Origin of the sequence: Enterobacter cloacae complex sp. 418I7 (assembly GCF_050030705.1) — a bacterium.
Lineage (GTDB): Bacteria > Pseudomonadota > Gammaproteobacteria > Enterobacterales > Enterobacteriaceae > Enterobacter > Enterobacter intestinihominis.
Genome location: NZ_JBLGUU010000002.1, coordinates 45,392 through 60,890, shown reverse-complemented (window position 1 = coordinate 60,890; position 15,499 = coordinate 45,392). Strand labels below are relative to the sequence as shown.

8 protein-coding genes are annotated in these 15,499 nt (G+C 53.2%); all 8 read left to right on the top strand.

Annotated features, from left to right (window positions below; genetic code table 11):
* The 8 genes from ACQG0S_RS22980 to ACQG0S_RS22945 all read left to right on the top strand — a co-directional run bounded on the left by ACQG0S_RS22980 (position 1) and on the right by ACQG0S_RS22945 (position 15,470).
* On the top strand, positions 1 to 4,581 hold the full coding sequence (locus tag ACQG0S_RS22980) for a tape measure protein (RefSeq protein WP_332965613.1): 4,581 nt from the start codon (positions 1 to 3) through the stop codon (positions 4,579 to 4,581).
* 41 nt (positions 4,582 to 4,622) lie between these two features.
* On the top strand, positions 4,623 to 4,958 hold the full coding sequence (locus tag ACQG0S_RS22975) for a phage tail protein (protein ID WP_016051623.1): 336 nt from the start codon (positions 4,623 to 4,625) through the stop codon (positions 4,956 to 4,958).
* 89 nt (positions 4,959 to 5,047) lie between these two features.
* Positions 5,048 to 5,746 carry a phage minor tail protein L gene (locus ACQG0S_RS22970; RefSeq protein ID WP_016051624.1) on the top strand — a complete coding sequence of 233 codons (699 nt, stop codon included), beginning with the start codon at positions 5,048 to 5,050 and terminating at the stop codon, positions 5,744 to 5,746.
* On the top strand, positions 5,739 to 6,536 hold the full coding sequence (locus ACQG0S_RS22965; protein WP_016051625.1) for a C40 family peptidase: 798 nt from the start codon (positions 5,739 to 5,741) through the stop codon (positions 6,534 to 6,536). The genes ACQG0S_RS22970 and ACQG0S_RS22965 overlap by 8 nt, the downstream gene beginning before the upstream one ends.
* A complete protein-coding gene (locus tag ACQG0S_RS22960) occupies positions 6,524 to 7,114 on the top strand; it encodes a tail assembly protein (protein WP_039264885.1) in 591 nt (196 codons plus the stop codon). The genes ACQG0S_RS22965 and ACQG0S_RS22960 overlap by 13 nt, the downstream gene beginning before the upstream one ends.
* Before the next feature lie 20 nt (positions 7,115 to 7,134).
* Positions 7,135 to 11,292 carry a phage tail tip fiber protein gene (locus ACQG0S_RS22955; protein ID WP_332965612.1) on the top strand — a complete coding sequence of 1,386 codons (4,158 nt, stop codon included), beginning with the start codon at positions 7,135 to 7,137 and terminating at the stop codon, positions 11,290 to 11,292.
* 87 nt (positions 11,293 to 11,379) lie between these two features.
* Entirely contained in the window at positions 11,380 to 14,934 is a 3,555-nt protein-coding gene (locus ACQG0S_RS22950; RefSeq protein WP_057102245.1) for a tail fiber domain-containing protein, read from the top strand.
* A complete protein-coding gene (locus ACQG0S_RS22945; protein ID WP_022649954.1) occupies positions 14,934 to 15,470 on the top strand; it encodes a hypothetical protein in 537 nt (178 codons plus the stop codon). The genes ACQG0S_RS22950 and ACQG0S_RS22945 overlap by 1 nt, the downstream gene beginning before the upstream one ends.
* Positions 15,471 to 15,499 lie beyond the last annotated feature (29 nt).

The window sequence follows — 15,499 nt, the reverse complement described above, 5'->3', positions numbered from 1 at the left end:
ATGTCACAAAACGTAGAGTTTATCCTGTCGCTGGAAGACAAGCAGTTTACAGCGTCAATCGACCGGGCGGGTAAGCTACTTACCAGATTCGGGGAGCAGGCCACAAAGCCCGCTCAGAAAATTAACAATCTGGAACGCTCGTTGGGTTCGGTCTCCCGCATCATCGGCGTTCTGGAGTCCAAGCTCGATGCCACGGCAGACAAACTACAGGATGTAGCTGCCGGCTTCGAGCTTGTGTCTGATGTTTCGCGCAAGACGCGAGGCAACATTACCAGCCTCAACTCAGGTCTCAAAACTCTGATTGAGCGCGTCGACACAACCACCTCATCCGTTAATAAACTCACCACATCGCTGCGCAAGGTTCAGTCTGAACTCAATGAGTTTTCCGATTGGGCAACGTTCGCTGGTAAGAGCGCCAGCCGCTTCGGTACGGAGGTAAAAGAAGCCTCTGCATCCGTGAGTGGCATGAATACGCGCCTTAACACCACGACGAAGCGTCTCAGCAATTGGGGCGTCACAACGAGCCAGGCTGCCGAGGGGCTGAAGAAAGTCCGCGATCAGATGGATGCGGTGATTGGCCGCCAGCAGCTGATCAGCAAGCCGGTGCGTGTGCGCACCAGCGGCTACGGTGAGGGCGGTGGTAATGGCGGTGGCGGTCGACACAGCGGTTCCTATGGCCACGGCGGGCGCGGTGCTGAAAATGGCGTGTTCTCTGGTCTGCGAGGCAATATTTTCCTGCTGGGCGAGATTGGTGATGCGGCAAGAACGGTAACTGACATCCTGTTCGGCTGGCAGAAGCCAATCGTCGAAGCTGCCTCCGAAATGGAGCGTATGCGCGTCATGTTGCGCGGGCTGAACAAGGACAAGGCCAACCCTGGCAAAGCAGCCGCAGAGGATATGCAGTACATCGTGGATATGGCGCAAAACGCCCCGTTTGCGATGCAGGCGCTGACCGATTCCTTCGTTAAATTCCGCTCGGCAGGTCTCGATCCTACTGACGGATCGCTGAAAGCACTGGTGGACTCCGTTGCACGCTTCGGCGGCGATAGCGAGCTGCTTAAACGTGCTGCCGTGGCTGTTCAGCAGATGTCCGGTAAGGGCGTCGTGTCGATGGAAGAACTGCGTCAGCAATTAGGTGAAGCCGTTCCTAACGCGATGAAGGCGATGGCAGACGCTGCCGGTATCACTATGGGGGAACTGACCAAAGCAGTCTCCACCGGCACTGTGGAAGCGAAGCAGGCGCTATCGCTGATGTTCGTTGGTCTGCGTGCAGAGAACGAAAACGCCGCCAAAGACATGATGCAGACCTACACCGGTGCGCTGGCGCAACTGCAAACCTCATTTACGCTGTTTGCCGATCGCGTCGGTCAGGCGGGCTATCTGGATTCTCTCTCAAAGGGAATGAAAGAGCTGGCCTCCATTATGAACAGCGCTGAAGGCATTTCGTTCGCTAACTCATTAGGTTCCGGACTTACCACCGCAATCGACAGCTTACGTGAGCTGGCGCAGTGGCTGGCGAAAAACCAGGAGTTGATTGTCAACCTGGGCAAAGTAGTGGCCGCTATGGTGGCGTTCAAACTGATGCGTGCGGGTATCATGGGCGTGATTGGCACTGCCGGGCAGATGGTTAACACGTTTGCGACGATGTCGACTGTCATCCAGGCGCCGTTCAATCTGGGCGCGACAGCTGTCACCCGCTTTAATCGTGCGGCTCGTATGGGGCTGGCTCCAATCCCATCGCTGATCTTCGCTATCCGTGGCGCGATTACGGGGCTACAGGGGGCATTCGCTGGGCTAACTGCGTTCATCGCAGCAAACCCCATTGGTGCAGCGTTCACCGTCGCTACCGTGGCTGTGGCTGGGCTGATCACGTATATGACCATGCTCCGCAGCGAAACGTCAAAAGTCGTTGACGAGATCCGCAAAATCCCGGAAGCGATGACGGCGGCCAAACGTGCGCAGATGGCAGAGCGTGCGGAAAAGCTCGAAAAAGAGATCATCGCAGACCAGCGAGCGCTCAAAACAGGCGAAAGCGTGAGCTATGTGTCCAACTCTGTTGGCGCTGTCACTCACAAAGAGTCAAAAGCCGATATCGAGGCTCGCCTGAAGAAGAATCAGGAAGAGTACCAGAAGATTACCGGCACCATTGCGCTGGGTGACGGGGCTGTAGCCAAACGTCTGGCTAAAGAGGCAGCAGAATCCCAGATTGAGAAAATCCGGGCCGACAATCAGGTCTTCTCTGCGACATTTGTGAAAGCACGTCAGGAGGCTCTGGACAAGATCCAGAAAATCAATGACGACAAATCACTGTCCGACGATGAGAAGAACAAACTTCTCGCACCGCTCCGTGAAACGGTGAACAAGTCATACCTGGAACCGGCGCAAAAACTGGTCGATTCCCTGTCCTCCCGTAAAAACGCGACCGAGAAGCAGATTGCCCACTACAACGATCTGCTCGAAAAAGCGAAGAAAGAGGGCAATACCGAGCAGATTCAGAAGCTACAAGGCAGTATTCGGGGCTATCAGGAGCATCTGGAAGCTGTCGCTCAGGAGTTGACTCAGGCCGAGTTTGAGCGTGATAACGCTGCCAAAACTGGTAAGGGCGTCATGTCCAACCAGGGAACCGTTTTGGGGCTTGGTACGAGCGACAAGGCGGCCCAGAAAGCTTTGGCGCAGTACATGCGCAACCAAATGGACTCCGCAACCTATCAGCGCACGTTGCCAGACGGTACGGCGATGCTGGACTTCGAAGGTAAACCGATCATTGGGCCGAAGCAGCTCAAAACCCAGCTGAACCTGCAGAAAGCCTCCAGCGCCAGCTCTCTGGAGAAAATGAGCGACGAGGAACGTGCAGCAGCGATCGCCGCACTAACCAAAGCGCGTGAGCAGGATGCAGCAGCAGCGGAAAAAGCCGGCCAGCGCACTGCCAATGCTTCTCAGCGTGCCGCGAGGAAGGAAGAAAATGCGCAGCGTAAGCTGGCGGCCGGCTACCAGAAAGCGCTGGATAAAGCCGATCAGCTTATGGGGCAGATGGGTGAAAGCTCTAAAGCGACCGTGTCGTTTGACCAGTCTCTACGCGATACCACCAAATCGCTGACCGAACTGGCCAACGCCGTACCGAATGAGTTCATCACTCAGGAGATGATCGACAAAGCCAAGTCACGCCTTGCTGATCTGGCTAACGCGAGCGACGACTACCGCGAGATGTTCAACCGCCGCAACGTCGAGCAGATGATCTCCACCTGGGCGCCGGAATCCGATTCCATCATTAGCGCGGGTTACAAGCCGTCTCGTGAAGAGAAGGTGGCCGATTTCAACGACACCTACAACCGTAACCTGAAAGCGTTGATGGATCTGCGTGACCAGGCTTCTGATCCGAAAATTGTGGCGCTGTACACCAAGCAGATCAATCAGCTTGTTGCCGCTGGCAATACCGCGCTCATCAAAGAGACCGGCACGGCCACGCAGAAGCTGGCGCTTGAGTATGAAAATCTGGCCGAGCAACTGGAAAATAGCTGGAGCAATCTGTTCAGCAGTCTTACCGATACGCTCACCGACTTCGTTATGAAGGGGAAAATGGACTTCTCCAGCCTGGCAGAATCCATTCTCCGCGACATCACCAACATGGTTGTGAAGACGCAGATCACCCTGCCTCTCATGAACATGCTGGGGATGGGAACGACGGCAGCTGGCAGCTCTCAGAGTGGCAATCTGCTTTCTGGTGTCGCGTCAGCGGTTGCCAATCAGGGCGTCCGTATGAATGCGGTCAACGGTGACAAGTCAGTAGGTGAAGCGACGAAAGAGACCTCCAGTTCTGTGTCCGGATTGGGTCAGACGACTCAGCAAACGACCAGCGCTATCGGTACGGCAACCAACGCGATTGGGAGTTGGGTGTCGGGGCTGTTCAGTAGCACCGAGGCCAAAGACGCTGAAACTAAAGCAGTGAAGACCTCCATCTTCTCAATGCAGAATCTCAGCTCTGTTACTGGCGCACTCTCCGCTGCGTTCGCCATGTTGGGGGCAAATGCTTCCGGATCAGGCAACAAGTGGTTGAGTTTCGGTTCGACAGTGGTTTCCGGACTGGTATCAGCCTGGGCTGGTGGCGGGTTTGATAGTCTGATGTCGGGTTCTTCTGGCAGCTCCGGGTTTAACAATCTGACTGGTTCCGCGGCAGATGGTACGAATGGCATTCCTTCAATTCCTAAGTTCGCTAAAGGCGGAATTTTCGGGAAAGACGGAGTGGTTCCGCTGCGGGCGTACCAGAAAGGTGGCATCGCGGATTCCCCACAGCTGGCGTTGTTTGGCGAGGGAGACATGAACGAAGCCTACGTTCCGCTTCCGGATGGTCGTTCCATCCCCGTCACGCTCAATGCAGAGGGTATTAAAGGCGGTGGCGGCGGCGTGTTCTCCCCCGTCAGCATTGAGATCAACGTCAACAGCGACGGCAGTGTCACGGAGAACAGCAATTCCGAAGGCGCATGGAGTCAGGCCGCACAGCGCATGAAGGCGATCGCGCTTGAAACCATCGCTCAGGAGAAGCGACCAGGCGGTTCGCTCAACCCTAACTCTCAACGTAACTAACCACGGCTGCCCCGGAAGGGGCAGTCTCACAAGGATGTGAGATGGAAAGACTGACTTTTAACTGGTATCCCGACTACGAGTCGGAAAAGACCGTGAAGCCTAACGTGGCGGTTCTGAATTTCGGTGACGATTACGAACAGCGCCAGGCCAAAGGTCTCAATCGCATCAAAGAAGAGTGGAGCCTGACATTTACGCGCTCTTACGACGTCATCAATGCCGTCGATGACTTTCTGACGGCACGCGCGGCCGTTGAGTCGTTCTACTGGACGAACCCTCGTGGCAAAAAGATTGTTGTGGTGTGCGACAGCCATACGGTCAAACGTTACCAGGGCTATCAGGTTCTCACTGCGACCTTCAGACAAATTTATGAAGGATAATTTAACCCACTAGATAAGTAATCACTTATTTACTATTATTTATAGGCGCTGACAGGATGTTGGCGCCTCTTTATTTCAAGGAAGAAACGATGGGTATTAAAGCTGATATTCAGAGCTTGTCGCCCTCCGCGCTCATTGAGTTGTTCGAACTTGATATGTCGAACACCACCTCTGGGGGCAAGCTGTTTTTCCACGCCGGCACAAACGAACTGATGGAGCCAGTCGTTTGGCAGGGTGTGTCCTACGAACCGTGGCCAATCAAAGCGTCAGGCTTTGATAAGACTGGTCAGGGTACTTTGCCGCGTCCAAAAATCCAGGTCTCCAACTTTGCCGGAACTGTCTCCGCTGAAGTTCAGGCAAACGACGATCTGGTGGGGTGCCGCATCATCCGCAAGATGACGCTGGCGCGTTTTCTCGATGCGGCCAACTTCAAAGACGGGAATCCAACCGCAGATCCAAATCAGCACTTCCCGGATGAGATGTGGTTCATCGAACAGAAGACTCTCGAAACTCATGAGGTCGTCGAGTTTGAGCTGTCGAGTGTGTTCGATCTGATGGGCGTGCAGCTGCCGTACCGCCAGATCATCAAAAACACCTGCCCGTGGAAATACCGCGGCCCAGAGTGCGGCTACACCGGCCCATATTTCGACAAAAACAACCAGCAAACCACCATGTCAGGCGCGGATTACTGCACGAAACGCTACGACTCATGCAACGCTCGCCGTAACTACTTTGCCAATGGCGTAATCCACTTTGGCGGGTTCATCGGAGCAACGCGTTATGGGTAATAAGGCGCTCCCTGAGCTTGGCTCGGACGTTATGCAACAAATCTATCTGACAGCCATCAAACGCTACCCGAACGAAGCGTGTGGCTTTCTGGTGCGTACCACTGGCGAGAAATATCGCTTCATTGAAGCCCGGAACGTGTCGGAGTACCCGGAAAACACGTTTGTTATGCACGCTGACGACATTATCACTGCGGAAGATGCGGGGGACGTGGTTGCCATCTGGCACTCCCACACTGACGAATCAGCTGATGCGTCAGACGCCGATCGCGCCGGATGCGAGGCAACGGAAGTTCCGTGGCTGATTCTGGCTGTTCGCAAGAACGTCGAGGGCGATGCGCCATTTCACTTCAGTGAGATGAATGTGATCACCCCAGACGGCTTTGAGATGCCTTATCTGGGGAGACCCTATGTGTTCGGTGTCTTCGACTGCTGGATGCTTTGCCGCGACTATCTCAAGCGCGAGTTTGGTGTTGAGCTGAATCCGAATGCGCACCTGCATATCCCGTCATGGTACACGGGCGACAACGACATTCTCGACCAGAACTATCGAAATGAAGGGCTGGTGCGTCTTGCGCCAGGGACGGAACCGCAGCGCGGCGATGTCTTCTTCATCCAGTACGGAAAAATGCCTGACCACTGCGCGGTGTATATCGGAGACGGCATGATCCTGCATCATCAGATCGACCGCCTGAGTTGTCGCGCTTATTACGGTGGCATGTACCAGAAACACACGACGCACCACCTGCGTCACAGAGACTTACTCAAGGGAGATGAGACGTGTCTGAGTTAGTTCATGTGCAACTTGGTGGCCCGATGGCCAGACATTTCGGCCGCCACTGGCATTTAAAAGTGCGCAACACCAAACAGGCGTTGGATTTGGTCGAAGCCAACCGTCCGGGCTTAAAAGCATGGATGAAGCGCAACATGAAGACCTACGACAAGTACCACATCCAGATCACCAATAAGCAGGGGCATAAGTGGTCGGTTGATGAGAGCGAGTTTCAAATGATGGGGCAGTCCGACAACATCGCGAAGATCCGCATCACGCCGGTTCCTCGCGGTAGCGGTGGCTCTGCATTCGGCTGGTTTCAAACAGTGGTAGGGGCTGCGTTGATGGTCGTATCGGCTTTTATTATGCCTGCTCTAGTCCCGCTCGGCTTGTCGCTAATGATGGGCGGTATTTCTCAGCTAATTTCTCCCCAGGCGACCAATGACAGCGTAAGGCAGGCAGATAACTCGAACTCGTTTTATTTCGACGGGCCACAAAACACCACTAACCAGGGCAACCCGGTTCAGCTCATTTATGGTGAGGAAATTCTGGTCGGCTCACAGGTAGTGAGTTCTTCGATCACCATCGACCAGCTTTAGTAAGAAGGGAATTTTTGAACATGGAACAGTTCAAGAAGAAGAGACTGCCTCTCCTGATTGCAGGTGCTGGCGGTAAGAAAAGCAGTGGCTCCAGCCGCACGCCGGTTGAAGCTGACGATACCGTAAACTCGCGTGCTATGGCGTCAATCCTCGACCTGCTCGGGGAAGGTGTCATTGGCGGGCTGGTGGATGGCGCAAAATCGATCTTCATTGATGATCTGCCAATCCTTAACGAAGACGGGTCTCCAAACTTTAGCGGTATCACTTGGGACTTCCGCGATGGTTCACAAGACCAGACGCCGATGTCCGGGTTCGATTTCGTTGAAACGCCGAAGTCAGTCAACATCCAGCTGAAAAGAATGCACGACGTTACGATTGCCATCGATAACGATGAGGCAGACCGTGTCCGCGTCATTCTGAAGTTCCCGTCTCTGCGTAGCATCGACAAAAAGACCGGTGATACCAACGGTACGACCGTGAAGTACAAATTCCAGATTGCCAATGGCGATAATGCCTTCAAGGACGCCATCGCAGAAGGGGAGAGCACTTCCGAAATTACGCTGACGGCAAAAAAGACGGGCGTCTACTACCGCAGCTATGAACTAAAACTGCCCAAGCCAGGCCGTGCCTACAAGGTTCGCGTGCTTCGTCTGACCGATGACAGCAACACTCAGTACATCTTTAACGATACGTGGGTGGACTCTGTCGGTGAGATCGTCGATACGCCAATGAACTATCCGAACTCTGCGCTTGTTGGACTCAAGGTTAACTCCGAGCAGTTCGGTAGCTCTATGCCTTCTCGTTCGTATCTGGTGCGTGGTTTGAAAATCCGCGTGCCGTCAAACTACAACGAGAATACCAATACCTATGTTGGTGTTTGGGACGGTACGTTTAAGCTGCTGTCATCCTCTAACCCAGCCTGGATTCTCTTCGACGTTCTGACCAACGCTCGATATGGCCTTGGGCAGTTTGTCTCTGAGTCCATGATTGATCTTGGACAGATGTATCAGATCGGTCGCTATTGCGACGAAGAGGTTGACGATGGTTTCGGCGGCAAGGAGAAGCGTTTCGCCATCAACACCCAGATAACCAGCCGGCAGGATGCCTATCGACTGATTCAGGATATCGCTGGCGCCTTCCGCGGTATGGTCTTCTGGGCTGGTGGAATGGTCAACGTCATGCAGGACAGCCCGTCAGATCCGGTCATGATGTTTACCAACGCAAACGTCAAAGATGGCCTGTTTAGCTATAAAGGTTCAGCTCGTAAAGATCGTCCTTCCGTTGCGCTTGTCACCTATAACAACAAAGAAGACGGCTACAAACAGAACATCGAGTACGTCGAAGACCAGGAGGCGATGCGTCGTTATGGCGAGCGCAAAACCGAAGTGGTTGCGTTCGGTTGTACCAGCCGTGGCCAGGCGCATCGTGTCGGTTTGTGGTTGCTGTATACCGCTCGCATGGAGTCTGACGTTATTACCTTTACTGCCGGTCTTGACGCTTCGTTCTTAATGCCTGGTGAAACCGTGCTGATCCAGAACAAGTACCGTTCGGGCAAGCGCAACTCCGGTCGCATTATGTCCTTTAACAAGAACAGCATCACATTAGACGCACCAGTATCGTTGAAGAAAAGCGGCAGCTACATTCGCATCTTGAACCAGGAAGGCAAGATCGTCGAACGCGACATTCTGGAGACGGGGGAGAATATCACTAAAGTGACGTTCTCGAAGTCTCTGGCATCCGGCGAAATGCCAGTAATGAATGGCATCTGGACTATCACCGAACCAGACCTGGAGCCAATGCGAGTACGCGTTATCAACGTTGCGCAGGGTGATGCTCAAGGGTCTTTCGATGTGACGGTCGTCCAGAATAACCCTTCGAAGTACGAAGCGATAGACAATGGGGCTACGCTGATTCCGGAGAACAACACCGTTCTCGATCCAACATACTCGAAGCCGACAAACCTGCAGGTGACGGAAGGAACGTATATTTCCAGCCCTGGCAACCTTTCCATCAAGCTTATTGCGACCTGGGAAGGTAAGTCTGCTGAATATTGGATCAGTTGGCGTCGCTCGGACGAGAACAACGTTTCTAACTGGCAGTCCGCGCGTGTCACTGAAGAGCAGTACGAAATCATCAATATTGCCGAGAATGGCCAATATGATATCCAGCTTTATGCTGTGTCATTCAGCGGCAAAAAGACTGAGATCATCAGTACAGTCTATAAAGTTCAGGGAACGATGACACCGCCAGGCGCACCGACTGCGTTGACGGCTGTGGGTGACTATCGCAACGTGATTCTGAATTGGGTTAACCCTGATTCAATCGATCTCGACCACATCAACGTGTATGCGTCACAGACCAACGACCTGGACACCGCAAAACTGATTGCCGAGGCCGCCAGTACTACTTTCACCCATGCAGGTCTGGGGGATAGCGAAACGTGGTTCTATTGGGTTCGCGCGGCAAATAAGAGAGGCATGTTGAGTCCGCCAAACTCCAATTTGGGTACCGAGGCGATGACAAAGGATGTTCTCTCATTCCTGACAGGGAAAATCACATCTTCTGAGTTGGGACAGGAGTTGCTTGAGGAAATCGACTCTAAGGTTTCTCAGGAGGCTGTTGATTCTATCTATCAGCAGATGGAAGAGAGCCTCAAAGATCTCGATGACAAGTTGACAGCGGCAGATCAGAGACTAGAAGAAGCGCAAAACGGGCTTAAAACGGAAGTGTCCGGCACTTTGGATAAGGTCAATGACGCTCTGCAACAGGTTGAAGATTCCAATGCGGCTTTAGTTGAGTTACAGGAAACTGTATCCGAGCAGGGCAAAGCCGTAGCCGGCGCGGTCGAAGCAGCTCATGCAGCACTCGATAATGCCTCTGCATTGATTGCCGAAGAACGTGAGGCCCGAGTAGAAGGCGATATGGCGAACGCCAAACAGATTGAGGCGATGAAATCTTCTGTTGACGATAGCGTTGCTGCTGTTGAAGAGATGAAGAAAACTGTGGCCGAAGTCGAGCGAGCCAGCGCGGAAGTGACCACCAATATTGAGGCATTGGCCAAAACCAATATCGATCTTGCTCTGCGTCAGGATGAAGACCAGCACAAGCAGATGGTCAATAACGCGAAGATTGCCACAACTCAGAAGACGTTTGCCGACGATATGTCTGCAATGGCCTCGAAAGTGGAAGAGATCCGCGCAGAAATTGGTGAAGATATTCGCGCTTCTATCACTGAAGAGACAACGGCTCGCGTAGAGGCTGATAAGGCTATTGCGACGCATATCTCCAAGCTGGAAGCCCAGCTCAACGACGATATTTCAGCGGCCATCGTTGCTGAACAAGAGGCTCGTGCAACAGCGGATGAGTCGTTGTCGAAGCAGATCACAACATTGCAAGCGAAGGTTGAGGGAGATATCAGCGCGGCGCTGGCCGAAGAGCAGATTGCAAGAGCGACCGCCGACGAATCGTTGGCGCAACAAATCACAACACTAAAGGCCCAAACAGGCGCCGACATTAAGGCGGCTGTTGCGGAAGAAACGAAAGCCAGAACCGATGCCGACTCTGCGCTGGCAGGGCAAATCACCAATTTGCAGGCTCAGACAGGAAAAGATATCAGTGCCGCAATTACTTCTGAAGCAACCGCACGCGCGGAAGCCGATAAAGCACTAGGTGGTCGTATTGATACGATTAAGGCTGAAGTAGACGGCAACTCGGCCACTATCCAGCAGCAGGCCCAGGCAATTGCCGATACCAACAAAAAGGTTTCGACAGCGTGGACGCTTAAAATGGAGACTTCCACGAGCGGTGGCCAGAAATATGTTGCCGGTATCGCGCTGGGCATTGATAGCACAGGTCTTTCTCAGTTCCTTGTTCAAGCAGACCGCTTTGGTCTTGTGAACTCGGTTAACGGGAAAATCACCACGCCGTTTGTGGTCGAAAACAGCGTTGCTTACATGAACGGCGCTTTTATCAAGGATGGAACAATCACCAACGCCAAAGTTGGCGACCTACAGTCCACCAACTTTGTCTCTGGCCGTTCGGGATGGCGCTTTGGGAAAAATGGCGTGCTGGAGATCAACGGTAATAGTGGCGGTAACGGTCGTCTGGTCATCAACGGCCAGCGTATCGACGTCTATGACGACAACAACGTTCTCCGGGTGAGGATTGGGCTTCTTTGACAGTAGAAATATTTCTTCATATCGGTAAAAATAAGTAGGTACTTACTTAATGACGGGCAAGGATGCCCGTCTTATCAAGGAGCGAATATGTGGTACAGGGAAGGTACTATCACATTTACACAGGGGAGTGACACACTCACCGGCACTGGTACGTTCTGGAACGTTACCGCGAATGGTGTGCTGCCGGGCATGATTGTCATTGGCCCTGATAACAAACTGCACGAAATTAAGCGCGTACTCAATGACACCAGCCTGCTGCTGGTGGAGCCGTATTCAGGCGAAACCCAGACGGAAGTTCCGTGCCGCATCATCACAACCTATGAAGGCGACTTAACGCAGTTCAGCGCACGTTTTACCGCGCTCATGACCCGTATGTCAGCCGACTCGAAGACGATGCGCAGCTGGTTGACGGCTGTTGATGAGGTCACGCTTGAGCGCGAAGACGGTACAGAAGTGACTGTGAAGTCACTGACGCAGATCGTCAATGAGCACAATGCCAATCAGCAATGGTACAAAGACAATACCGACGCTATCGATGCCGCTGGTGAAAAGGCCAAAGCAGCCGCTGCCAGTGCAGCGGCCGCTGCGGAAAGCGCCAATACAGCGACGACCAAAGCCACCGAAGCAAACCAGAGTGCTACCGCCGCAGCTGCATCAGAAAGCGCTGCCGGTGTAAGTGCATCCGCTGCCAAAACGTCTGAAACCAATGCTGAAAGCCTCAAGGTCGATGCTGCTGCGTCTGCCGCGACCGCGTCGGCCAAAGCGACTGAAGCTGGTGAATCAGCCACGAGTGCCGCGGCATCCAAAGATGCGGCTAAAGCATCTGAAGCACAGGCTGCGACCAGTGCATCCGAAGCCTCTGCTTCAGCGTCTGCTGCGTCTGACTCTGCTGCTGCTGCAAAAACCTCTGAAACCAATGCCTCTGCCTCAGAGCAGGCCGCCGCTGGTAGTGCAGCTGATGCGCTGGCCTCGAAAAATGCGGCTAAGGAGTCAGAAACTCATGCTGCTTCGAGCGCCGGGGAGTCGGTGGCCAGTGCTGCTGCGGCCAAAGCTTCAGAAACCAACGCCGACGCATCGCAGAAGGCTGCTGCTGGGAGTGAATCTGCCGCAGGTCTGAGTGCCGAGGCTGCGGCTAATAGCGCTACGGCGTCTGGCGAATACGCTGATGCTGCGTTAGCAAGCAAAGAAGCCGCTGCATTGAGCGCAGGTGAAGCTAAGAAGTCAGAGACGAGTGCAGCTGCGTCGGCAACAACAGCGGCAGATTCTCTGGCTGGGATAGAAGTCAAAGCGAATGAGGCGGCTGAGTCCGCTGTGCTCGCATCGAAGAAGGCAACCGAGGCGTCAACCTCCGCGGGTGAAGCAAAAATATCCCAAACAAAAGCGAAAGAGTCTGAGGATAAGGCGTATGAGTATGCTCAGAATGCCCAATCAAGTGTAGCGAGCGTGAAGTGGAAAGGGACTTCCGCAGAGATGGACCTAACTACCGATTCGCCTAAATGGGTGAAGATTTCGCGCGCACGTATGCCGCAGTCGACCAGCACCGTTTATATCGAGATCATTGGAGGTGCGGGATATGAAGTCAACAGCCCTTATCAGGCGGCAATGGCCGACATAGTGCTTCGAACAGCTAGTGGCGATCCGCGTGGCCTGAATGTAGTTACCTATCGCACAATGGATTCTGCCGTGCAGAACGTAGCCACTGTGAACACCGATGAGGACAACTACGATATCTATCTGAATGCCGGTGCGGGTGCTCAGAAGCTGATTGTTAACCTTCAGTTCTCTGGCGCAGCGGTAGAGACCCTGGAAGTTTTTGAGGTTCTGGATACGCTACCGGAAAACGCCGTTGTGGGAGTTGTTTATCATCGTGTGCTTTCCGATGCAGATGGCTCTATTACCGGATCGCTCATGGGTAACGCAAGTTCAGCGACTGTACTGCAGACCGCTCGCAGCATCGGTGGCGAATTGTTCGATGGCAGCAAAGATATCGTGCTTCCGGGGGTGAATGCTCAGGGCAACCAGAGTACTTCCGGTAACGCTGCAACGGCGAGCAAGCTCCAGATCGCTCGTAGTATCGGAGGTGTGTCTTTCGATGGCTCCGCAGATATCAATCTACCAGGCGTAAATACTGCGGGTAATCAGAATACTTCCGGTAATGCAGCCACAGCGACGAAGCTGCAGGCGGCCCGAAAAATTGGTGGGGTTTCTTTTGATGGGTCAGCCGATATCAACTTACCTGGCGTAAACACAGCAGGCAATCAGAGCACTACGGGCAATGCTGGCACGGCGACAAAACTGCAAACAGCGCGAAAAATTGGCGGAGTTTCTTTTGATGGGTCAACTGATATCAATTTGCCGGGCGTAAATACTGCGGGTAATCAGAGTACAACAGGCAATGCAGCAACAGCGACTAAGCTACAGACCCCAAGAACGATTAATAACGTGTCTTTTGACGGGTCAGCAAATATCTCCATTCCCACACTTGTGTCACGCGGGAGAGTCGCAGCGCTGGAAGCTAACTCCCAGGGGGCAATGCCCGGCATACAAATGTATGAAGCCTACAGCAACAATTACCCAACGACTTATGGCAACGTCATTCATCTTAAAGGTGCGGCGTCTTCAGGTGAAGGTGAACTATTGATTGGCTGGAGCGGAACGAGCGGTACTCATGCGCCAGTTTACGTTCGTTCTCGCCGTGATGCTAGTGATGCAAATTGGTCGGCGTGGGCACAGCTCTACACCACACTCAACAAGCCGAGCGCCGCAGATGTGGGGGCTTTGCCTTTGTCCGGTGGCACGCTTTCAGGTGGTCTGACTGCAGCAGGGGATATCATTTCCAGATCGGCCAACGCCTACCGCGCGGCATATGGCAACTATGGTTTCTTTATCAGAAATGATGGGGGGAACACCTATTTCCTTTTGACCGCATCTGGAGATCCGCTTGGAAGTTGGAATGCTTTACGACCGATTACTATTGCAAACGCAAGCGGTGCAGTTTCAATGGGGAATGGCTTGAGCGTTGGGGGAGGGGTGGATGTCACGAGCGGAAATATCCGAATCCCGACGTCGAGCACATCGTGGATCGACATGAGGACTAACGCTGCGCTTTCAAACAGCTCCGCTGTAAATACCTCCTCCGCATCAGCAATTGTTCGTCAGGAGCACGCCGATCGTTACTTTATGGTCGGTGGGTTGGGGAACTCGCAGTTCGGGTTCTACATGATTAACAAATCGCGTACTGCTAACGGAACGGATGCACAGGCTTTTCTGCAGAACGATGGCGTGTGGTATTGCGGTGGCAATGGTAGTTTTAACGACGTTTATATCCGCTCTGACCGTCGTAGCAAACGTAATATTCGCAAGATTGAACGGGCGCTCGACAAGTTAGAGCGGATTGAAGGCGTTCTATATGAAATTCAGGTCTATGACCGTTACGAACAGTCTGGCGGTCTTATCGCGCAGGACGTTCAGAAGGTCCAGCCTGAGCTGGTAACTGTCGACCACAATGATCAGTCCGGCCAAGCGCGTTTACGTCTGAACTATAACGGTGTGATCGGCATGTTGGTCGAGGCTGTGAAGGAGTTACGTGAAGAAGTGCGCGAACTCCGTGGAGAAATGTCTGTTTTAAAGGGAGGTAATTGATGGCTATTGGCTCCGGATGGGTCGGGTCGTCAGCCGTCGCAACAACTGGTCAGCGGTGGATGTCCGCCGCTGGCTCGGCTGTTAAGGTCGGCACACCGTTCTGGATGAGTGGCTTGGTTGGTAAATCTACTGCCGACTTTACCATCACAACTGGACGCAGTACTTATGATGCCCGCGTGCAGGTAACAAACATGCAGTGGGTCGTTGTGTCCACTAACTACACCGGTTTTGCAACCGCTACAGGCAGTATCCAGAATGTACTCAGTAACGTTCTAACCGTGCGCCCTACTGGTTCTCTAAGCGGTAGCTTGTTTGGTTGTGAAATCCGACATTTTTATCAACCAAGCGGTTATCAAAATCTCTATTTGGGATTGGTTAATGGGCCTGCACAAAACTTTAATCTATCTCTTAATGGTACTGTGCTGTCGTTTGTCAATTATATGTACCTGAATGGGGTGCGGACTTATTACGCATTAACTGCACAAAACTGGTTTTTCAATCAGGTAGGAGCGACGTTTACCGTCTCCAGAGTCTGATTTTAAGAGGTACGTTAGTGCCTCTTTTC

Excerpts from the sequence above, each read along its gene's own strand:
- ACQG0S_RS22965 (WP_016051625.1), top strand. The coding sequence starts at position 5,739 with ATGGGTAATAAGGCGCTCCCTGAGCTTGGCTCGGACGTTATGCAACAA.
- ACQG0S_RS22955 (WP_332965612.1), top strand. The coding sequence starts at position 7,135 with ATGGAACAGTTCAAGAAGAAGAGACTGCCTCTCCTGATTGCAGGTGCT.
- ACQG0S_RS22945 (WP_022649954.1), top strand. The coding sequence starts at position 14,934 with ATGGCTATTGGCTCCGGATGGGTCGGGTCGTCAGCCGTCGCAACAACT.
- ACQG0S_RS22980 (WP_332965613.1), top strand. The coding sequence starts at position 1 with ATGTCACAAAACGTAGAGTTTATCCTGTCGCTGGAAGACAAGCAGTTT.
- ACQG0S_RS22970 (WP_016051624.1), top strand. The coding sequence starts at position 5,048 with ATGGGTATTAAAGCTGATATTCAGAGCTTGTCGCCCTCCGCGCTCATT.
- ACQG0S_RS22975 (WP_016051623.1), top strand. The coding sequence starts at position 4,623 with ATGGAAAGACTGACTTTTAACTGGTATCCCGACTACGAGTCGGAAAAG.
- ACQG0S_RS22950 (WP_057102245.1), top strand. The coding sequence starts at position 11,380 with ATGTGGTACAGGGAAGGTACTATCACATTTACACAGGGGAGTGACACA.